This window comes from Paraburkholderia sp. SECH4 (genome assembly GCF_030511745.1).
Classification (GTDB): domain Bacteria; phylum Pseudomonadota; class Gammaproteobacteria; order Burkholderiales; family Burkholderiaceae; genus Paraburkholderia; species Paraburkholderia madseniana.
This window is the reverse complement of sequence record NZ_JALOCP010000008.1, coordinates 39,568-58,256: the sequence shown is the minus strand read 5'-3', so window position 1 is coordinate 58,256 and position 18,689 is coordinate 39,568. Positions and strand designations below refer to the sequence as shown.

General features: G+C 62.6%; 16 protein-coding genes and 1 other RNA gene. 3 read left to right on the top strand and 14 right to left on the bottom strand.

All coding sequences use genetic code 11. The annotated features are described in order from the left end of the window. Nucleotides 1-91: 91 nt before the first annotated feature. The 6 genes from rlmD to surE all read right to left on the bottom strand — a co-directional run bounded on the left by rlmD (nucleotide 92) and on the right by surE (nucleotide 6,365). The gene (rlmD, locus tag M0D67_RS13685; RefSeq protein ID WP_171925732.1) at nucleotides 92-1,510 is read right to left on the bottom strand and encodes a 23S rRNA (uracil(1939)-C(5))-methyltransferase RlmD; all 1,419 of its coding nucleotides are present in this window, start codon (nucleotides 1,508-1,510) and stop codon (nucleotides 92-94) included. 201 nt (nucleotides 1,511-1,711) lie between these two features. After that, nucleotides 1,712-2,488: a 3'-5' exonuclease gene (locus M0D67_RS13680; protein ID WP_154563079.1), complete on the bottom strand. Its 777-nt coding sequence runs from the start codon at nucleotides 2,486-2,488 to the stop codon at nucleotides 1,712-1,714. A 4-nt stretch (nucleotides 2,489-2,492) separates the two neighbouring features. After that, complete coding sequence (rpoS, locus tag M0D67_RS13675) at nucleotides 2,493-3,563, bottom strand: RNA polymerase sigma factor RpoS (protein ID WP_266238931.1); 1,071 nt, start codon at nucleotides 3,561-3,563, stop codon at nucleotides 2,493-2,495. Between the two features lie 11 nt (nucleotides 3,564-3,574). Beyond that, nucleotides 3,575-4,501 (bottom strand): peptidoglycan DD-metalloendopeptidase family protein, encoded by a 927-nt coding sequence (locus tag M0D67_RS13670; RefSeq protein WP_154563077.1) that lies wholly within the window; start codon nucleotides 4,499-4,501, stop codon nucleotides 3,575-3,577. Nucleotides 4,502-4,506: 5 nt separating this feature from the next. Next, a complete protein-coding gene (locus M0D67_RS13665) occupies nucleotides 4,507-5,610 on the bottom strand; it encodes a protein-L-isoaspartate(D-aspartate) O-methyltransferase (protein WP_171925733.1) in 1,104 nt (367 codons plus the stop codon). Then, nucleotides 5,607-6,365 carry a 5'/3'-nucleotidase SurE gene (gene surE / locus M0D67_RS13660; RefSeq protein ID WP_266238930.1) on the bottom strand — a complete coding sequence of 253 codons (759 nt, stop codon included), beginning with the start codon at nucleotides 6,363-6,365 and terminating at the stop codon, nucleotides 5,607-5,609. The genes M0D67_RS13665 and surE overlap by 4 nt, the downstream gene beginning before the upstream one ends. A 201-nt stretch (nucleotides 6,366-6,566) precedes the next feature. Between surE and M0D67_RS13655 the strand changes: the two genes are divergently transcribed. After that, nucleotides 6,567-7,541: an NADPH:quinone oxidoreductase family protein gene (locus M0D67_RS13655; RefSeq protein WP_154567868.1), complete on the top strand. Its 975-nt coding sequence runs from the start codon at nucleotides 6,567-6,569 to the stop codon at nucleotides 7,539-7,541. A 105-nt stretch (nucleotides 7,542-7,646) separates the two neighbouring features. On the opposite strand, the gene M0D67_RS13650 is transcribed toward M0D67_RS13655, so the two are convergent. The 8 genes from M0D67_RS13650 to ffs all read right to left on the bottom strand — a co-directional run bounded on the left by M0D67_RS13650 (nucleotide 7,647) and on the right by ffs (nucleotide 16,282). Then, nucleotides 7,647-8,471 (bottom strand): ABC transporter permease, encoded by an 825-nt coding sequence (locus tag M0D67_RS13650; protein WP_093632649.1) that lies wholly within the window; start codon nucleotides 8,469-8,471, stop codon nucleotides 7,647-7,649. A gap of 112 nt (nucleotides 8,472-8,583) precedes the next feature. After that, complete coding sequence (locus M0D67_RS13645) at nucleotides 8,584-9,396, bottom strand: ABC transporter ATP-binding protein (RefSeq protein WP_266238929.1); 813 nt, start codon at nucleotides 9,394-9,396, stop codon at nucleotides 8,584-8,586. A 105-nt stretch (nucleotides 9,397-9,501) separates the two neighbouring features. After that, complete coding sequence (locus M0D67_RS13640) at nucleotides 9,502-10,539, bottom strand: ABC transporter substrate-binding protein (protein ID WP_266238928.1); 1,038 nt, start codon at nucleotides 10,537-10,539, stop codon at nucleotides 9,502-9,504. A 46-nt stretch (nucleotides 10,540-10,585) separates the two neighbouring features. Continuing rightward, on the bottom strand, nucleotides 10,586-11,824 hold the full coding sequence (locus M0D67_RS13635; protein ID WP_154567926.1) for a CaiB/BaiF CoA-transferase family protein: 1,239 nt from the start codon (nucleotides 11,822-11,824) through the stop codon (nucleotides 10,586-10,588). A gap of 122 nt (nucleotides 11,825-11,946) precedes the next feature. Continuing rightward, a complete protein-coding gene (gene recR / locus M0D67_RS13630; RefSeq protein ID WP_063496327.1) occupies nucleotides 11,947-12,543 on the bottom strand; it encodes a recombination mediator RecR in 597 nt (198 codons plus the stop codon). 269 nt (nucleotides 12,544-12,812) lie between these two features. After that, nucleotides 12,813-13,139 carry a YbaB/EbfC family nucleoid-associated protein gene (locus M0D67_RS13625; RefSeq protein ID WP_007182071.1) on the bottom strand — a complete coding sequence of 109 codons (327 nt, stop codon included), beginning with the start codon at nucleotides 13,137-13,139 and terminating at the stop codon, nucleotides 12,813-12,815. Nucleotides 13,140-13,202: 63 nt separating this feature from the next. Continuing rightward, nucleotides 13,203-15,977, bottom strand: a complete 2,775-nt coding sequence (dnaX, locus tag M0D67_RS13620) for a DNA polymerase III subunit gamma/tau (RefSeq protein WP_266238927.1) — start codon at nucleotides 15,975-15,977, stop codon at nucleotides 13,203-13,205. A gap of 206 nt (nucleotides 15,978-16,183) precedes the next feature. After that, an RNA gene (ffs, locus tag M0D67_RS13615) (signal recognition particle sRNA small type) lies at nucleotides 16,184-16,282 on the bottom strand. Nucleotides 16,283-16,726: 444 nt separating this feature from the next. Between ffs and trxA the strand changes: the two genes are divergently transcribed. Continuing rightward, entirely contained in the window at nucleotides 16,727-17,053 is a 327-nt protein-coding gene (gene trxA, locus M0D67_RS13610) for a thioredoxin TrxA (protein ID WP_054039468.1), read from the top strand. Nucleotides 17,054-17,289: 236 nt separating this feature from the next. Next, nucleotides 17,290-18,558 carry a transcription termination factor Rho gene (gene rho / locus M0D67_RS13605; protein ID WP_006048863.1) on the top strand — a complete coding sequence of 423 codons (1,269 nt, stop codon included), beginning with the start codon at nucleotides 17,290-17,292 and terminating at the stop codon, nucleotides 18,556-18,558. Nucleotides 18,559-18,689 lie beyond the last annotated feature (131 nt).

The window sequence follows — 18,689 nt, the reverse complement described above, 5'->3', positions numbered from 1 at the left end:
CCTTAAACAGAAACGCCACGACTTCGGTCGTGGCGTTTCTGTTTGTGCAGCGCCGTCAGCCTATGGAGCACCAGCCGGCAACCGGGCGCCCTCAGTCCCGTTCGAACAACGCAATCGACTCCACGTGCGAGGTGTGTGGGAACATGTTCACCACACCGGCACCCACCAGCCGGTAGCCGGCCTCATGCACCAGCAGGCCCGCATCGCGAGCGAGCGTGGCTGGCGCGCACGACACGTAGACGATACGCTTGGGCAACGGCCCATCGCCGCTCTGCGCAATCTCCGCGAGCGCCTTGGCGACAGCCAGCGCACCTTCGCGCGGCGGGTCGATAAGGAATTTGTCGAAATGGCCGAGCGCGCGCATATCGTCGGCGGTCACTTCGAACAGGTTGCGGCAGGCGAACGAGGTATGCCCCGCCACACCGTTCAGTTCGGCATTGGCAAGCGCGCGCGAAGTCAGCACGTCACTGCCTTCGATACCCATCACTTCCTTCGAAATCCGGGCAAGCGGCAGCGTGAAATTGCCAATTCCGCAAAACAGGTCGAGCACCCGGTCCGTTCTGGCCGGGGCCAGCAGACGCAGCGCACGGCTCACCAGCACGCGATTGATCGCGTGATTCACCTGGGTGAAGTCGGTCGGCTTGAACGGCATCCGGATGTTGTATTCCGGCAGCGTGTAGTCGAGTTGCATGTCGAGCGGATAGAACGGCGTCACCGTGTCAGGACCGCCCGGCTGCAACCACCACTGAATCTTGTGTTCGTCGGCGAAATCGCGCAGCACCTGCTCGTCGGCGGAGGTGATCGGCGCGAGATTGCGCAGCACCAGCGCTGTGACGGATGAGCCGACCGCCAGCTCGATCTGCGGCATACGATCGTAAATCGACAGCTTGCGGACCATGAAGCGCAGCGGCATCAGCATCGCCGACACATGCGGCGGCAGTATCTCGCAGGTCTTCATGTCGGCGATATAGCTGCTCTTCTTCTCGTAGAAGCCGATGCGCATGCCGCCCTTTTCCGGCAGATAGCGCACCGCCAGACGCGCGCGGTAGCGGTATCCCCAGGCCGGTCCGTGAATCGGCCGGAACACGGTCTCCGGACGCAACTTCGCCAGATGCTGGAAATTGTCTTCGAGCACACGCTGCTTGACGGCAATCTGGGCGCGGATGTCGAGATGCTGCATCGAACAGCCGCCGCAGATATCGAAGTACGTGCACTTCGGCTTGGTGCGAAGCACGCTTTCGCGGAATACCTGGACGACCTCAGCCTGCTCGAATTTCGGCTTGCTGCGATGCGTCGAGTAGCTGACACGCTCGCCGGGCAACGCGCCTTCGACAAAAATCACCTTGCCGGGCGTGCCGTCTTCGCTCTCGATGCGGCCCACGCCGCGCGCTTCCATGTCGAGCGACACGATTTCGATGATGGGCTCAGTGCCGGTAATGACGTGCGCTTTCGCCGGAGCGGGCGCCTTCTGGCGCTTCGGCGAGCGACGTTGGGGGGCAGTTCGGGACACCTGCGACTTCCTGACAAACTTGGGGGAAAGGCGAGATTGTAGACGAAGCGCCGCGCCCACCGATCGCTTCGATCACGATTAGCATAAGGTGAACCTTGGCGCTGGCGCACGACTTCGCACCACGGCGGCTGCAGTCAGGCGCTCAACCGCGTTAGTGCGCGGCGAACGGTTTCGTTACAGCAAGACTGATGAGCAAGCCGCTTACTGATCGAATGCGGCCAGATACTCGGCCCATTGCGGCGCCGCTTCCAGCGCCAGCGCATTTTTGACCAGGTTGATCTCGTCAGCATACTCTTCGGCCGAAAACGCGCCGCGGATGAGCTGGAAGCGGCAATACAGCAGGTACGTATTGACGACGTCGGTCTCGCAATAATTGCGGATTTCCTCGATACGGCCTTCCTGGTAAGCGTGCCACACCTGGCTGCCGTCCATCCCCATCTTGCCTGGGAAGCCGCACATCTTCGCGAGCGCGTCGAGCGGCGCATTGGCGCGCGCCTGATACATCGCCAGCACGTCCATCAGATCGGTGTGACGCGAGTGATAGCGGCTGATGTAGTTGTTCCACTTGAACTCGCGGTCGTCCTCGCCGAGATCCCAGAAACGGGAGGCCGGAATGCCGTTGACCAGCGCGCGGTAGTTCAGCACCGGCAGGTCGAACCCGCCGCCGTTCCACGACACGAGTTGAGGCGTGTACTTTTCGATCACACGATAAAACGACTGCACGAGCGCCGCCTCGCCGTCTTCCAGCGTGCCGAGCGAGCGGACACGGAAACCGTTGTTGTCCCGGAACACGCAGGAAATAGCCGCGATCCGTTGCAGGTGGTGCGGAAGGAAATCGCTCCCGGTCTTTTCGCGGCGCGCCGCAAAAGCATGCTCGGCGACTTCGGCGTCGCTCAGCGTGGCGGGCAGATCTTCGAGGCGGCGAATGCCGGCGACATCGGGAATCGTCTCGATGTCGAAAACAAGAATCGGTGTCATCAGGTTATAGAACGGCGTCTTTCCGAACACCGTTGGAGGCAAAGAAGCGCTTCAGCCGCACCAGCGCTTCCTGTTGGATCTGGCGCACACGCTCGCGCGTGAGGCCCATTTCGTCGGCCAGCTCTTCGAGCGTGGCGGGCTCGATATGGTTCAGCCCAAAGCGGCGCTCGATCACATGACGATGCTTGTCCGACAGGCGCGCGAGCCACGCGCGTGTAAGCGTTTCCAGCTCGCGATGCTGCACTTCGGCGTCCGGCGACTGGCTTTGGTCGTCGGACAGCAGATCGAGCAGGCTGCTCGCCGGGTCGAGATCGAGCGGCGCATCGAGCGATGCAGTGTGTTCGTTCAGCGCGAGAATGTCGGTGACTTCGTCGGTGGTCTTGCCGGTCAGATACGCGATGTCGTCGATACTGGCGTCGCGGCGCTCGGCTGCTTCGCCGGAATTCATCGAATTCTTTTCCAGATGGCGCTTCGCGCGCAGCACCTGGTTGAGCTCACGGATCACGTGCACCGGCAAACGCACCGTGCGCGCCTGGTTCATGATCGCGCGCTCGATGCTTTGGCGAATCCACCAGGTGGCGTACGTCGAGAAACGGAAGCCGCGCGTGGGATCGAATTTCTCGATGGCGTGCATGAGGCCGAGATTGCCCTCTTCGATCAGATCGAGCAGCGGCACGCCGCGGTTCAGGTAACCCTTTGCGATGCTGACGACGAGCCGCAGATTGCGCTCGATCATCACTTGCCGCGCTTCGAACTCGCCCGCTTTCGCCAGACGCGAATACTTCTGCTCTTCCTCGACAGTCAGGAGCGGCTTGACGCTGATGCGGTTCAGGTAGTGCTGAATCGTGTCGGCCGTCAGCTCGGCTTGCAGAAGCGCGCGGAAGTCGTCTGCGTCGGCAGGGACTTCGCGGGTCTCGCTGGGTTCTTCCGCGCCGCCCTGACGTTCGTCGAGATCGCGCTCCTCAGCGATCTCTTCTTCCACTTCCGAAGCGCCGCTTTCCTCCACCGAAGCGGGCGTGACGCGGCTAATCGTCTCAGACTCGGCTTGCGGCAGGCGGCGCTTCGATTTCGGCATGGTCGTATCGCTTATTGCGGCGGCAAATACTTCAGTGGGTCGACAGGTTTACCCTGGCGGCGAACTTCGAAATGCAACATCACGCGGTCGGAATCGCTATTGCCCATCTCGGCGATCTTCTGCCCTTTGGTCACCGCATCTCCCTCTTTTACCATCAAAGCGCGGTTGTGTGCATACGCCGTGAGATAAGTTGCATCATGCTTGATGATAATGAGATTGCCGTAACCACGCAGCCCATTTCCGGCATAAACCACGCGCCCATCCGCAGAAGCCTTAACCGGATCGCCAGCAGCGCCGCCGATATTAATACCCTTGTTGGTCGAATCGTTGAACGTGCCGAGCATCGGTCCACGCACAGGCCACGAGAACGCGACGTTGCCGGATGCGCCGGCGCTCGAATCGCTCGCAGCACCCGGGTTGGCCGGCGGCGTTAGCGAGGCGTTGTTCGCACCCGAACCATAGATCGGCGGCGCCGCGACGCCCGCTGCGGCACCCGTACTGCCAAGCGGCGCGCTCTGCACCGTGCCACCGTTGCCGATCGGCGCCGTCGACACGCCCGGCGTCAGCGCGGCGGTGTTCGCGCCTGGCGGCACGACGCGCAGCAACTGATCGACTTCGATCTGATTCGGGTTGGTGAGATTGTTCCACGTCGAAATATCGCGGTAGTTCTGGCCGTTCTCCAACGCGATCCGATACAGCGTATCGCCCGGCTTCACGCGGTAGTAGCCCGGCGGCGGCGGTCCGAGCGGCACGGCCGGCTGCTGCGCGGCCTGCGTGCCGAGCGCACCGCTGCCGGAACGGTCGACGACCGGCGCCTGATCGAGGCGGGTCGCACAGGCCGACATCAACAGGGACAAGGCGAGCACGCACACGCTACGCTGGGTTACGGTCATGGGGGTAGTCAGTCTGGTTCTTTGCATCGCGCGCAACATACTCATCGGTGTCAAATCACTCCGGATTTTAAGGGTACAAAGAAAACGCGATCAAGCCGCGACTCGCGCCACTGCGCGGGTCCGAGGCGTTCGACCAGAGTCAGCACCTGGTTCTGGCCTTCCTGCGAGCCGACCGGCGCGACCAGACGGCCGCCGATCGCGAGTTGTTCAAGTAATGCTTGCGGTACGTCGAGTCCGGCTGCGGCGATCACGATCGCGTCGAACGGCGCCGCCGACGGCAACCCGAGGCGACCGTCGCCGTAGTGCAGCCGGATGTTCGGAATGCGCAGCGGACGCAAGTTTGTCTTCGCGCGTTCGGACAGCGGCTTGATGCGTTCGATCGAGTAAACATCGCGCGCGACCTGGCTCAGTACCGCCGCCTGATAGCCGCAACCGGTGCCGATTTCGAGCACGTTGTTCAACGCGCGCCCGGCGGCCGCCAGTTCGATCATCCGCGCGACCACAGAGGGCTTGGAAATTGTCTGGTGATGGCCGATCGGTAACGCGGCATCTTCGTAGGCCTGGGCCGCGAGGCCCGGGTCGACGAACATGTGGCGCGGCACCACCGACATCGCATTCAACACGCGCTGATCGGTTACGCCGTTCGCACGCAGGCGTTCGACCATCCGTTCGCGAACCCGTTCCGAAGTCAGTGCCAAAGCGCCGTTCAACGCGACATTCGGCACAGCGGCGCGCTCGTTGAGTTTGGCGGCGGGCTTGTTCACCGGCGCCGGTTTTGGCGCGGCGCGCGCAGCCGAACCTTGCCCGACGGTTGTTGCGTGTGGTTTGGCCTGCAGTTTGGCTTGCGGCTTGGCCTGAGCGCTGACAGGCGAGTTCAGCGTCGAGTTCACCGGCGCCTTGATCGGCGCCTTCGCCTGCGGCTTTGCTTGCGATGTCGCTTGCGGTTGGGCCTGTGCCCTCGCCGGCGACTTCGCCTGGGTCTTCCCCGCAGAGCCGAGCGGCGAGTTCTTCGCCGGTTGCTGGCGTGCGTTCAGCGCCGCGCTCGCGGCAAGTGCCGCCGCGCGCACTTCGCCTGGACGCCCTTCGGGTCGGCGCGGCTCGCGCACCAGGTCCTCGAGGCCGAGCGGAAAGCGCTTTGCGCGCTCGCTCGTCATGAAGCGCCGCTGCCGGCGCGCGCCCAGTCGCGCGCTGCAGGCAGCATTTGCGTGTGGGTCAGGTCGAGCTGCAACGGCGTGATCGACACCTGACCGTTGGCGACAGCATGGAAATCGGTGCCTTCGCTCGCGTCACGCGCGCTGCCCGACGGGCCGATCCAGTAGATCGGCTCGCCGCGCGGGTTGGTCTGGCGGATCACCGGCTGCGATGGATGCCGCTTGCCGAGACGCGTGATATGCCAACCGCCGAGTTGCTCATACGGCAGGTTCGGTATATTGACGTTCAGGAGCGGATACCCCGGCAACGGCTGCTTGAGGTAGTGCGCGACGATCTCGGCGGCAACACGCGCAGCATCTTCGAGATGCACCCAGTCTTTGTCGACCAGCGAGAAAGCGATGGCCGGCACGCCGAACATGATGCCTTCGGTAGCGGCGGCGACGGTGCCCGAATAGAGCGTGTCCTCGCCCATGTTCTGGCCGTTGTTGATGCCCGACACAACAAGGTCTGGCGTGTGGTCCAGCATGCCCGTCAGCGCGATGTGCACCGAGTCGGTTGGCGTGCCGTTGACGTAGTAGAAACCGTTCGCCGAGCGCAGCACCGAAAGCGGACGCGACAGCGTCAAGGAATTGGACGCGCCGCTGCAGTTCTGCTCGGGGGCCATCACGGTGACGTCCGCGATCGGCTTGAGCGCTTCGTAAAGCGCGGCAAGGCCGGGCGCCAGATAACCGTCGTCATTGCTGAGTAGGATTCGCATGCGGCGATTGTAACCGAGGAAAGAAGGCACGCGAACGACACGGCAGGCCGTGCGTGCATCCCATGCAAAGCGCACGCGCCGAGCCCCGCGCCGATGAGTATCGACCGCTCACGAACTGGCTTCGAACAATAAAAACGCACGGTCGTGCGGATTGTTTTACACTCAGAATGGTTGCGAACCCCTGATCGATATGGAGACACGATGCGCGCGATTCGCTGTAATCAATATGGACCGCCGGAAAGCCTGGTCGTCGAAAATCTGCCTGACCTCGAGCCGCCGCCCGGCCACGTCGTGATCGACGTCAAGGCCGCGGCCGTCAACTTTCCCGATGTGCTGATCATCGAGAACAAATACCAGTTCAAACCGCCCCTGCCCTTTACGCCCGGCTCGGAAGTCGCGGGCGTCGTGCGTGCGGTCGGCGCCGGTGTGACGCAGTTCAAGCCGGGCTCTCGGGTGGTCGCGTTTACCGGCTCGGGTGGCTTTGCCGAGCAGGCGCTGGCGCCGGTCACGGCGTGCGTGCCGCTGGCGGACGGCGTCGACTTCGAACTGGCCGCCGCGTTTACGCTCGCCTATGGCACATCGCATCATGCGGTGGTCGATCGCGGCCAGTTGAAGGCCGGCGAGACGATGCTGGTGTTGGGCGCGGCGGGCGGCGTCGGACTCGCCGCGGTCGAAATCGGCAAGGCGCTCGGGGCACGCGTGATCGCGGCGGCGTCGACCGACGAAAAGCTCGCCACCTGCGTGAAGCACGGCGCGGACGCTACCATCAACTACAGCACCGAAGACCTGCGCGAACGCATCAAGGCGTTGACCGACGGCAAGGGTCCGGACGTGATCTACGATCCGGTCGGCGGTGTGTATGCGGAACCGGCGTTTCGCAGCATCGGCTGGCGCGGGCGTTATCTGGTGGTCGGCTTTGCGAACGGCGAGATCCCGAAGTTGCCGCTCAACCTGACGCTGCTCAAAGGCGCGAGTCTGGTCGGCGTGTTCTGGGGCGACTTTGCAAAACGCGAGCCGCAACACAATCACGCTGCGTTCGAGCAGATGACCGGCTGGATCGGCGAGGGCAAGCTCAAGCCCTATGTGTCGGAACGTTATTCGCTCGAAGACACCGGCCGCGCGTTGCGCGATATGGCGGAGCGCCGAGTGATCGGGAAGGTGGTGATTACGCCTTAAGCGCAATGCGCTGGCGCTGGCGCTCCTTTGAGCGGCAAGAAAACCAAAAACGGCGTGCGGTTTAAAACCGCACGCCGTTTTTGTTGAGCCTTCAGGAAAGTGGGGCTACAGCTTTTCCGTATCACCCGACTTTGGCTGCCACTTCATCAGCCGCCGCTCGCCAATCCCGACGATGGCGTCGAGAATCAGCGCGAACGCGGTCAACACCAGAATCCCGGCAAACACAGTATTGATATCGAAGGTGCCTTCGGCTTGCAGAATCAGATAGCCGACGCCGCGCGCCGAGCCGAGATATTCCCCCACCACCGAGCCGACGAACGCCAGGCCCACCGAGGTGTGCAGGCTCGAAAACACCCAGCTCATCGCACTTGGCAGGTAGACAAAGCGCAGCAACTGCTTGCGATTCGCGCCGAGCATGCGCGCGTTGGCAAGCACGACGGGGCTCACTTCCTTCACGCCCTGGTAGACGTTGAAGAACACGATAAAGAACACCAGCGTGACGCCCAGCGCCACCTTCGACCAGATGCCGAGACCAAACCACACGCCGAAGATCGGCGCGAGAATCACGCGCGGCATCGAGTTGGCGGCCTTGATATACGGATCGAATAGCGCGCTCGCGAGCGGCGACAGCGCAAGCCACAGACCGACGCCGAGCCCGAGCGCGGTGCCGAGCACGAACGCGAGCACCGTTTCGACCAGTGTGATCCACAGGTGCAGATAGATTTCGCCGCCCGTGAACCACTCCCAGATGCGCTGCAGCACCTTCTGCGGCTCGCCGAAGAAGAACGCGGCCTTGTTCGGGTCGTCGAAATAGAACGCCGGCAGCAATGTCGGACTGGTCAGCACGTACCAGAGTACGAAGCACAGCACGAGCAGCAGCCACTGCCAGATCACCAGGTTCGCCCGGTTCGGGCGCAACGTCTTCCACATGACTCGGTTTGCCTTAGACGATTGATCGACGCCAATACAGGACGCAACAAACAGGACTTAACTACGGATATCCGTACATGCCGCCACGCCACTCCGCAACTACGCGCCCCGCTTAAACGGCCGTGAGTTGCTGCTGATAACCCTTGAGCACCTCATCACGCAGCACGCTCCAGATCTGTGCATGCAACTCGACGAACCGCGGATGCGCGCGAATTTCGGCGACGTCGCGCGGACGCGGCAGATCGATTGTGAATTCGCCGATCGGATGCGTGCCCGGCCCCGCCGACAGCACCACCACGCGGTCGGACATCGAGATCGCTTCGTCGAGATCGTGCGTGATGAACAACACCGCTTTGCGTTTGGCGGCCCACAGGTCAAGCAGCTCGTTTTCCATCAACTGACGCGTCTGGATATCGAGCGCGGAAAACGGCTCGTCCATCAGGATGATGTCGGGATCGAGGATCAGCGTCTGCGCCATCGCGACGCGCTTGCGCATGCCGCCCGACAGTTGATGCGGATAACGGTCGCCGAAACCGCCGAGACCCACGCGCTTCAACCACTCATCAGCTTTGCTGCGCGCTTCAGCAGGCGGCACGCCGTGAAATGCGAGCCCGGCCATCACGTTGTTGATAGCCGAGCGCCACGGCATCAGCGCGTCGGCCTGGAACATATAGCCGGCGCGCCGGTTGATTCCCTTGAGCGGTTCGCCGAACACACTGACCGTTCCCGACGACGGTTCCAGCAACCCCGCGCCGACGTTCAACAAAGTGGATTTGCCGCATCCGGTCGGGCCGACCACCGAAACGAATTCGCCCGGCGCGATGCGCAAGGTCGTGTCCTTGACCGCTGTATAGCGCTGCGCGCGGTTGTCCCGCGCAGCGAAGGTGCAGGTGATGTTGTCGAGCGCCAGGGCGGCAACGGTCATCGTTCGACTCGCTTCGAAGATCGATTTCGGTTTGTCATGTCGCCATGACAACGGTGGTCGAGGCGAATGCGGCACGTGCCGTCCTTCGCCCCCTGCTGACGGTACTCAGGCCTTGACCGTGGCCAGTGCTTTCTTGACGAAGTCGTTGGTCCACGTCTTCGACAAATCGATCGGCTTGCCCTGCACGTTCGGGTCGAACGCCTGCAGGGTTTTCAGCGACGTGGCCGGGCCGTCGGCAGGCATCAGACCGTCCGGCGACATGGCCTCCTTCACGTGCTGCCACGCGTCCAGATACACCGCGCGGTCGCCGAGCAGATAGCCTTCCGGCACGGTATTGATCAGCTCGCTGCCGGTTGCCGTTTGCAGCCACTTGAGTGCGCGCACCATCGCATTGGTCAGCGCCTGAGTGGTGTTCGGATTCTTCGTGATGAAACTCTGCGACGCGTACAGACACCCCGCCGGCATGTCGCCGCCGAACACGCTGCGCGTATCGGCCAACGTACGCGTGTCCGACACGACGCGAATCTCGCCGGTGCGTTCAAGCTTGGTCATCACCGGGTCGAGATTGGCGATGGCGTCGATCTGCCCGGACTGCAGCGCCGCGATGGCACCCGCCCCTGCGCCCACCCCGATGAACGAGACGTCTTTCGCGGTCAGTCCGGCTTTCGCCAGCACGAAACTCGCCATGATCGAGGTCGACGAACCCGGCGCGGTCACGCCGATTTTCTTGCCTTTCAGATCGGCGATCGACTTGTAGTTCGGCATCGCTTTCTTCGATATCGCGAGCACGATCTGCGGCGCGCGCCCTTGCAGCACGAATTCACGGAACGACTGCTTTTGCGCCTGAAGCAGCAAGGTGTGCTCGAACGCGCCGGAAACCACATCCGCGCTGCCGCCCACTGCCGCCTTCAGCGCTTGCGAGCCGCCGGCGAAATCCGAGATTTCGACGTCGAGTCCTTCGTCCTTGAAGTAATTGCGACGCTCGGCAATCGTGAGCGGCAAGTAATAGAACAGGTTCTTGCCGCCGACGGCGATCGCCACCTTGGTGGTTTCGGGCTTGCCCTGTGCGAAAGCGAACGGCGTGGCGGCGAACGTGGCGCCCGCGAGCGCCGCGCTACCGGCGAGGAAGGTTCTGCGTTGCATGGTCTCTAGTCTCCGAACTTTTGTTGTCTTTTTGCCGCGCGCTCACTCACACAATCTGTTGCGCATGCAACCTTGCAATGTGGTCAGAATCATAACCCAGTGATTGAAGGACTTCATCGGTATGTTCACCCAGTTCCGGGCCTAACCAGCGCGTCTCGCCGGGGGTTTCCGAGAGTTTCGGCGTCACCGACGGCAGCGTGATCTCCTGACCGTCCTGCCATTCGAAGCGCTGGATCATCTGGCGCGCCATGTATTGCGGATCGGTGAACATGTCCGCGACGCTGTAAATCCGGCCGACCGGCACGTCGGCGGCGTTCAGCACGGCGAGCGCTTCGTCGATGGTGCGCGTGGCGAGCCATGCGGCGATCGCGCCGTCGATTTCCTGGGTACGCGGCACGCGGCCGTCGTTGTGCGCGAGCGCTGGATCGTTCGCCAGATCTTCGCGTTCGATAGCGATCATGAGGCGCTTGAAGATCGGGTCGCTATTGCCGCCGATGACGATGCTGCCATCGCGGCACGGATAGGTGTTCGACGGTACGATCCCCGGCAGCGACGCGCCGGTGCGCTCGCGCACCATCCCGTACACGCCGTACTCCGGCACCACGCTCTCCATCATGTTGAAAACCGCTTCGTACAGCGCGACGTCGACGACCTGCCCTTTACCGCCATTCACCTGCTTGTGATGCAGCGCCATCAACGCCCCGATCACGCCGTGCAGCGCAGCAATCGAATCGCCGATCGAAATGCCGATGCGCGGCGGCGGCAAATCCGGATAGCCGGTGATGTGGCGCAAGCCGCCCATCGATTCGGCGATCGCGCCGAATCCAGGCCGGTCGCGATAGGGCCCGGTCTGGCCGTAGCCGGACAGACGCACCATCACGAGGCCGGGGTTTTCCGCCGACAGGACGTCATAACCGAGCCCGAGCTTCTCCAGCAAGCCCGGCCGGAAATTCTCGACGACGATGTCAGCTTCTTTCGCCAGACGCCGCACGATCTCCTTACCCTCTTCGGCTTTCAGATTGATCGTGACGGATTTCTTGTTGCGCGCCTGAACGGCCCACCAAAGCGACGTGCCGCCGACTTCCGGATAAAGCTTGCGCCATTTGCGCAACGGGTCGCCGCCTTTGGGATCTTCGATCTTGATGACATCGGCGCCGAACTCGCCGAGAAAGCGCGCGGCGAACGGGCCGGCGATCAGCGTGCCGAGTTCGAGCACCTTGACGCCGGCGAGCGGGCCTTTCGGTGTGGCGATGACGTTGGCGCTGTGATCGGGATTGACGCTCATGTGTCTCCTCTGTGTTCTGTGCTTGCCTCGGCGCGGCGCGGCTGGACGTGTTGCGGAGCGGTCCTGCCCGGCGCGCTCGGGTATTGCAGGCGCCGCGACATGGCGCTGCCGGTTACGTCGCGCTACATCGAGCGCCGGTCGAGCATTGCGCGGGCGATCGTGCCGGCGTCGACATACTCGAGTTCGCCGCCCACCGGTACGCCGCGCGCGAGGCGCGTCACGGCAAGACCGCGCGCCTTGAGCGTCTGCCCGAGGTAATGTGCGGTGGCCTCGCCTTCGTTCGTGAAATTGGTTGCGAGCACGACTTCCTTGACGATGCCATCCGACGCACGCTTGACGAGGCGGTCGAAATGGATCTCCTTCGGGCCGATGCCGTCGAGCGGACTGAGCCGCCCCATCAGCACGAAATAGAGGCCGCGATAGGTCATCGTCTGTTCGAGCATGATCTGGTCGGCAGGCGTCTCGACGACGCACAACAACGCAGGATCGCGCTCCTCATCGAGGCAGACCTCGCAGATCTGCGCTTCGGTAAAGGTGTTGCACTTCTCGCAGTGCTGCAGATGTTCAGTCGCGAACAGTAGCGAACGGCCGAGCTTCTCGGCGCCGTCGCGATCGTGCTGCATCAGGTGGTACGCCATGCGTTGCGCGGATTTAGGCCCGACACCGGGGAGCACGCGCAGCGCTTCGACGAGCGCCGACAAGGCGGAAGGTTGTTTCATGCGGATCGGCGGTGTCGAAGTGGGTGTTGCCCGGTATGGCCCGGTATGCGGGTGGCGATGCGGTTATTTCTGGTTGTTGCTATCAGCTCGACAACAGATCGGGCAGGCGTGCCCGACGATCGAACTGAACTGAACTGAACTGCACCGATGCAAACTTGCGCGCACCGGGAACTGCGAACTGAGCAGGTATTTGAACGAGCCCGGCTCGCGTACTCAACTCATGCCGCGGTCAAAGCCGCGGCATGAGCCCCTTCCTGCAGCGACGTCGCTCAGAACGGCAGCTTGAAGCCCGGCGGCAGCGGCAGACCCGAGGTCATACCGCCCATCTTTTCCTGAGCGGTGGCTTCGGCCTTGCGCACGGCGTCGTTGAACGCAGCGGCGACCAGGTCTTCAAGCATGTCCTTGTCGTCGGCGAGCAGGCTCGGATCGATCGATACGCGGCGCACGTCGTTCTTGCAGGTCATCGTCACCTTGACGAGACCGGCGCCCGACTGTCCTTCGACTTCGATCAATGCAAGCTGCTCCTGCATCTTCTTCATGTTTTCCTGCATCTGCTGGGCCTGCTTCATCAGCCCGGCGAGTTGGCCTTTCATCATGGACATGCTCCTTCTTGATAGCGTGAAATCCGGAAAATCGGGTGCGCCGCAAGGCGCGGCGAATCAGTGAGCGGACGGCGCGCCATTCGGGCCGGCGTCCTGCGTAATCGGGCGGATCGAACCGGGCACGATGCTCGCGCCAAACTCGCGAATCAGCGACTGCACGAACGGATCAGCGCCGATTTCGCGCTCCGCTTCCTGCTGGCGCTGGGCGCGCATGGCGGCGTCGTGCGCGGCCGCCGTGCGGCGCGCCGGGCCGACTTCGACCAGGACGTCGACGTTCTGGCCGAGCTTTTCCGCGAGCGCGGCTTTCAGTTTAGCGACCTGCGAGGCTTCCGCGTACTGCGGCACCGGCACGTTCAGCTTCAGCGTGTTGCCTTCGAGTGCCATCAGTTCGCTGTTGAACGCGAGCTGATACGAAATGCCCTTGAGCGGCAGGTCGACTGCGAGCGCGGGCCAGTCGCCCTGGAAACCCAGCGAATCGAGCGGCACGGCGGGCGGCAACGGCCGCTTGTCGACCACCGGTGCGGGGGCCGACGCAGGCGTGGCGTTCACGCGGACGTCGTCGGGTCCGCTGTCGAACACCGGCGTGTAGTTGTCGTCCGGCAGGCCGTAATAGCCTTCGTCCGCCGCCGTGAGCGGCATGTATTCGTCGGGCGGCATGTCATCCCACGGCGCGCTCGACGAGCCGTTCTGCTCCGAGGCTTGCGGCGACGGCGCACGTGCCGCCGGAGCGGCGTCCTGTTGCGGCGCGCGGCGCGGGGCGCCCGGTGTCGGCACATTGACGACCACGCGGGGGGCGGCAGGCTTCGGCGTGGCCGGGGCTGCTGCGGGCTTGGCGGTGGAGGCTGCTGCCGTAGCGCGGCCACGGTCCGACGACACTTTCAGGCCGGCGCTGCGCAATACATTGAGCGCGTCGCTCGCACCGCCTGCTCGGCGCGGCGGGATGTCGGCTGCGGGCGGCGATTCTTGCGATGCTCTCGCGGGCGCGGCCTCTTCTGCCCGTGCGGACGCGGCTGCGGCTGGAGCAGCGAGTGGAGACGCGGGACGCGATTCCTGAGGCGCAGCGGCAGCCGGTGCTTCGTTCCAGGCTGACTCGGTGGGCGCGTCGTCCCACGGTGCCAAGACCGGTGCAGCCGCTATTTTCGTTGCTGCGATCGATTCGGCCGTCGATGCCAAGGCCGGCGCTACCGCTATTTTTGTCGCCTCGATCGATTCGCTCGCTTCGGCCGCCGGTGCCAAGGCCGGTACAGTCGTTACTTTTGTTGCTTCGGTCGCCGGTGCCGAGGACATCGCTTCGGGCATCGGGGCCGCTTGGGGCGCGCTCGTGTCCGTAGGTGCAGGCGCCGGATCGCTCAGAACCGGTTCGGCGGACGCTTCTTCCTGCCACGGCGCTAAAGCCGGTGCGGCAATGACGTCAGCCGCAGCGGGCGCAGGCGTCGCGCTCACTTCGCCAGAAGCGCGCGCGGATGCAGACTTGGAAACAATCGACCCTTCACCAATAGCTGGCTTCGGCGCGTCCGCATTTCCAGCAGGTTCCGACGACGCCACGTGCTGCGAATCCGGCATCGTCGTCTTCGCTTCTACCACGTGATTTGCGGAGCGCACCGGCACGGCAGCGGCTGCTTCAACAGCACGCGACGACGCAGCCGCCTGTTGCGCAGCGACCGCCGGCGAGCCGGTGCGTTTAGCTCCGTCCGCCCCCGCCGGCCCTGCCGCTCGCGCCGAAGCCGCGCCGCCACCACCACCGGTGGGCGCCGGCTCGAACGCCAGCATGCGCAACAGCGTCATCGTAAAACCGGCATATTCGTCAGGCGCGAGACCCAATTCGCTTCGGCCGATGGTCGCAATCTGATAGAACAACTGCACCTGCTCGGCGCTCAACGCTTCAGCAAAACGACGTAGATCACCCGCTTCCGGCCACTCGTCCAACACCGACGACGGCGCGAACTGCGCCCACGCGATTCGGTGCAACAGACTCGCCAGATCCTGCAACGCCGTCGAAAACGACAGGCTGCGCAGCGCCATCTCGTCCGCGACCGACAGCACGGCGGCGCCGTCACCATCGGCAAGCGCGTCGAGCAGGCGAATCAGATAGCTTTGATCGAGCGCGCCGAGCATGCCGCGCACCGCTTCTTCATTCACCTGATTGGCCGAATAGGCGATCGCCTGATCGGTCAGCGAAAGCGCGTCGCGCATCGAGCCGTCGGCCGCGCGCGCGAGCAGGCGCAATGCCTGGGCGTCGAACGGCACCTTCTCTTCGCCGAGAATGTGCTCGAGATGCGACACGATATGCCCGGCTGGCATCTGCTTCAGATTGAACTGCAGACAGCGCGACAGCACCGTGACCGGAATCTTCTGCGGATCGGTGGTAGCAAGAATGAATTTGACGTGCGAAGGCGGCTCTTCCAGCGTCTTCAACATCGCGTTGAAAGCGTGGTTGGTCAGCATGTGCACTTCGTCGATCATGTAGACCTTGAAGCGCGCATCGACCGGCGCGTAAACCGCACGCTCCAGCAGCGCCGCCATTTCGTCGACACCGCGGTTACTCGCCGCGTCCATCTCGACATAATCGACAAAGCGGCCTTCATCGATCTCGCGGCACGCGCGGCACACGCCACACGGCGTGGAGGTCACACCGGTTTCGCAATTCAGCGCCTTGGCGAAGATGCGCGACAGCGTGGTTTTGCCGACGCCGCGGGTGCCCGTAAACAGATAGGCATGATGCAGACGGCCACCGTCGAGCGCGTGCGTGAGCGCGCGCACCACGTGCTCCTGTCCGACGAGCGAAGCGAAATCCTTCGGCCGCCATTTGCGTGCGAGAACTTGATAGGTCATCCGGAAATTGTATCAGTAACGATGGCGCGCAAAACCGAATCGAGACGGCGCGCGAACGCGTGTTGCCGCTTCATTGAAACAGGCTAACGGACCGATAGAAAAAAATAGATGAAGCGCGCGAGAAATGCCACTGCGGCGTCTGTGTGACAGCGCTTGGGGTAAACAGGAGATGGGACGTACGGCAGAGGAAAAACAGAAAAAAGGAAGGTGACGAGCCTGACCCTCGGCACTGGTGGAAAACGGCTGTGGCTGCTTCGTTCCCGACCTGACCAGGTTGACCATCCCTCCATGCGAGGAGGCCCGTCACGAAACATTCTATCACCGCTTGGCCCGTCGCGCGACTGTTAATACGACCAAACTGACATCGACGCGCCGAATCAGGCGCTTCGTACCATATAGACAATCCCCTCGAATGACGCGTCCGGGTCACTTGAGTTTGCGCTGCCTGCCACCAGATAAGCTGCGTCGCGGTTACCAGAACGTAGCGTTACCTCACCGGCAGCCGTTGGCCCCACTGCCCTTGATGAGTACTATCACCACCGGCAACGCATAGCGAATTAAGCTAAACTGCCGTACGGATGACCCGCAGACGCGAGCTTTCCGCGCATTCCGGAATGGGTCTTTCGACCATTTCAAGCGTGCGCAGGTAAGGCTCCGATTGCGGCAAAGCGAACGGAAGTTTCCCTAGATTTTGACGTATCGTGGCGAGCAATTCAGGCGGGCCTCGAACCGATAGAGGTATTCATACAATGAGCGAATCAATCAAGCATATTAGCGACGCATCGTTCGAACAGGACGTCGTGAAATCCGATAAACCCGTGCTGCTCGATTTCTGGGCTGAATGGTGCGGTCCGTGCAAGATGATCGCGCCGATCCTCGACGAAGTCGCGAAGGATTACGCCGATCGCCTGCAAATCGCCAAGATCAACGTCGACGAACATCAATCGACGCCGGTCAAGTTCGGCGTGCGTGGCATCCCCACGCTGATCCTCTTCAAGAACGGCGCTGTCGCCGCGCAGAAGGTCGGCGCATTGTCGAAGTCGCAACTCACCGCGTTCCTCGACGGCAACCTGTAAAACGGTCGCATCGGCGCGCGTGAGGTCCTCAGGACCTTCAGGCGCGCTGCGATAGGCGTGTTGTCCGGCGACAACACGCTTAATAAGAAAGATGCCATGCCGCCGCACTGGCGGAAATTGGCGTGTGCTATGCTAGAATCCGCAAAACGTCGAAAAGACGTGTAAGTCCTTGAGCGGTTCCGCTCACTCTCCTCCCAGATTTCATTTCGTCGCACCTTCTCCTGCGGGTTCTCCGTATGCATTTATCCGAGCTTAAGACTCTGCACGTGTCCGAATTGATCGAGATGGCCAATGGCCTCGAGATCGAAAGTGCAAACCGCCTGCGCAAGCAGGAATTGATGTTTGCCATTCTAAAAAAACGAGCCAAAACGGGCGACACGATCTTCGGCGACGGCACGCTCGAAGTGCTGCCGGACGGCTTCGGCTTCCTGCGCTCGCCGGAAACCTCGTACCTCGCCAGCACGGACGATATTTACATCAGCCCGTCGCAAATCCGCCGCTTCAACCTGCACACGGGCGATACGATCGAAGGCGAAGTGCGCACGCCGAAAGACGGCGAAAGGTATTTCGCGCTGGTCAAGGTGGACAAGGTCAACGGCCAGCCGCCGGAAGCCTCGAAGCACAAGATCATGTTCGAAAACCTGACGCCGCTGCACCCGAACAAGGTGCTGCTGCTCGAACGTGAAATGCGTGGCGAAGAAAACGTCACGGGCCGCATCATCGACATGATCGCGCCGATCGGTAAGGGCCAGCGCGGCCTGCTGGTTGCGTCGCCGAAGTCCGGTAAGACCGTGATGCTGCAGCACATCGCGCACGCCATCAAGCAGAACCACCCGGATGTCGTGCTGTTCGTGCTGCTGATCGACGAACGCCCGGAAGAAGTGACCGAAATGCAGCGTTCGGTGGCCGGCGAAGTGATCGCCTCCACGTTCGACGAACCGGCTGCACGTCACGTGCAAGTCGCCGAAATGGTGATCGAAAAAGCCAAGCGCCTCGTCGAAATGAAGAACGACGTGGTGATTCTGCTCGACTCGATCACGCGTCTCGCGCGTGCGTACAACACCGTCGTGCCGGCCTCGGGCAAGGTGCTGACGGGTGGTGTCGACGCAAACGCGCTGCAACGTCCGAAGCGCTTCTTCGGCGCGGCGCGCAATATCGAGGAAGGCGGATCGCTGACCATCATCGGTACGGCGCTGATCGAAACCGGCAGCCGCATGGACGACGTGATCTACGAAGAGTTCAAGGGCACCGGCAATATGGAAGTGCACCTGGAGCGTCGCCTTGCTGAAAAGCGCGTCTATCCGTCGATCAACCTGAACAAGTCCGGCACGCGCCGTGAAGAACTGCTGATCAAGCCCGAAGTGCTGCAAAAGATCTGGGTGCTGCGCAAGTTCATTCACGACATGGACGAAGTCGAGTCGATGGAATTCCTGCTCGACAAGATTCGCCAGACGAAGAGCAACTCCGAGTTCTTCGACATGATGCGCCGTGGCGGCGGCAGCTAAGGTTTAAGCCTCAAGGCTGCACCAGAAGTAACCAACCGCACCGCACAAGAAAGCCGCTCGCCGCAAACGAGCGGCTTTTTTTCGTCTGTAGCACCTGCAATGACATACAAGTACCGCGCTCATTCAATTGC

What these genes read in the sequence shown, in the direction of transcription:
- M0D67_RS13680 (WP_154563079.1), bottom strand. Translation starts at nt 2,488, where the DNA reads ATGACACCGATTCTTGTTTTCGACATCGAGACGATTCCCGATGTCGCC.
- rpoS (WP_266238931.1), bottom strand. Translation starts at nt 3,563, where the DNA reads ATGCCGAAATCGAAGCGCCGCCTGCCGCAAGCCGAGTCTGAGACGATT.
- M0D67_RS13670 (WP_154563077.1), bottom strand. Translation starts at nt 4,501, where the DNA reads ATGAGTATGTTGCGCGCGATGCAAAGAACCAGACTGACTACCCCCATG.
- M0D67_RS13665 (WP_171925733.1), bottom strand. Translation starts at nt 5,610, where the DNA reads ATGACGAGCGAGCGCGCAAAGCGCTTTCCGCTCGGCCTCGAGGACCTG.
- surE (WP_266238930.1), bottom strand. Translation starts at nt 6,365, where the DNA reads ATGCGAATCCTACTCAGCAATGACGACGGTTATCTGGCGCCCGGCCTT.
- M0D67_RS13655 (WP_154567868.1), top strand. Translation starts at nt 6,567, where the DNA reads ATGCGCGCGATTCGCTGTAATCAATATGGACCGCCGGAAAGCCTGGTC.
- M0D67_RS13650 (WP_093632649.1), bottom strand. Translation starts at nt 8,471, where the DNA reads ATGTGGAAGACGTTGCGCCCGAACCGGGCGAACCTGGTGATCTGGCAG.
- M0D67_RS13645 (WP_266238929.1), bottom strand. Translation starts at nt 9,396, where the DNA reads ATGACCGTTGCCGCCCTGGCGCTCGACAACATCACCTGCACCTTCGCT.
- M0D67_RS13640 (WP_266238928.1), bottom strand. Translation starts at nt 10,539, where the DNA reads ATGCAACGCAGAACCTTCCTCGCCGGTAGCGCGGCGCTCGCGGGCGCC.
- M0D67_RS13635 (WP_154567926.1), bottom strand. Translation starts at nt 11,824, where the DNA reads ATGAGCGTCAATCCCGATCACAGCGCCAACGTCATCGCCACACCGAAA.
- recR (WP_063496327.1), bottom strand. Translation starts at nt 12,543, where the DNA reads ATGAAACAACCTTCCGCCTTGTCGGCGCTCGTCGAAGCGCTGCGCGTG.
- M0D67_RS13625 (WP_007182071.1), bottom strand. Translation starts at nt 13,139, where the DNA reads ATGATGAAAGGCCAACTCGCCGGGCTGATGAAGCAGGCCCAGCAGATG.
- dnaX (WP_266238927.1), bottom strand. Translation starts at nt 15,977, where the DNA reads ATGACCTATCAAGTTCTCGCACGCAAATGGCGGCCGAAGGATTTCGCT.
- trxA (WP_054039468.1), top strand. Translation starts at nt 16,727, where the DNA reads ATGAGCGAATCAATCAAGCATATTAGCGACGCATCGTTCGAACAGGAC.
- rho (WP_006048863.1), top strand. Translation starts at nt 17,290, where the DNA reads ATGCATTTATCCGAGCTTAAGACTCTGCACGTGTCCGAATTGATCGAG.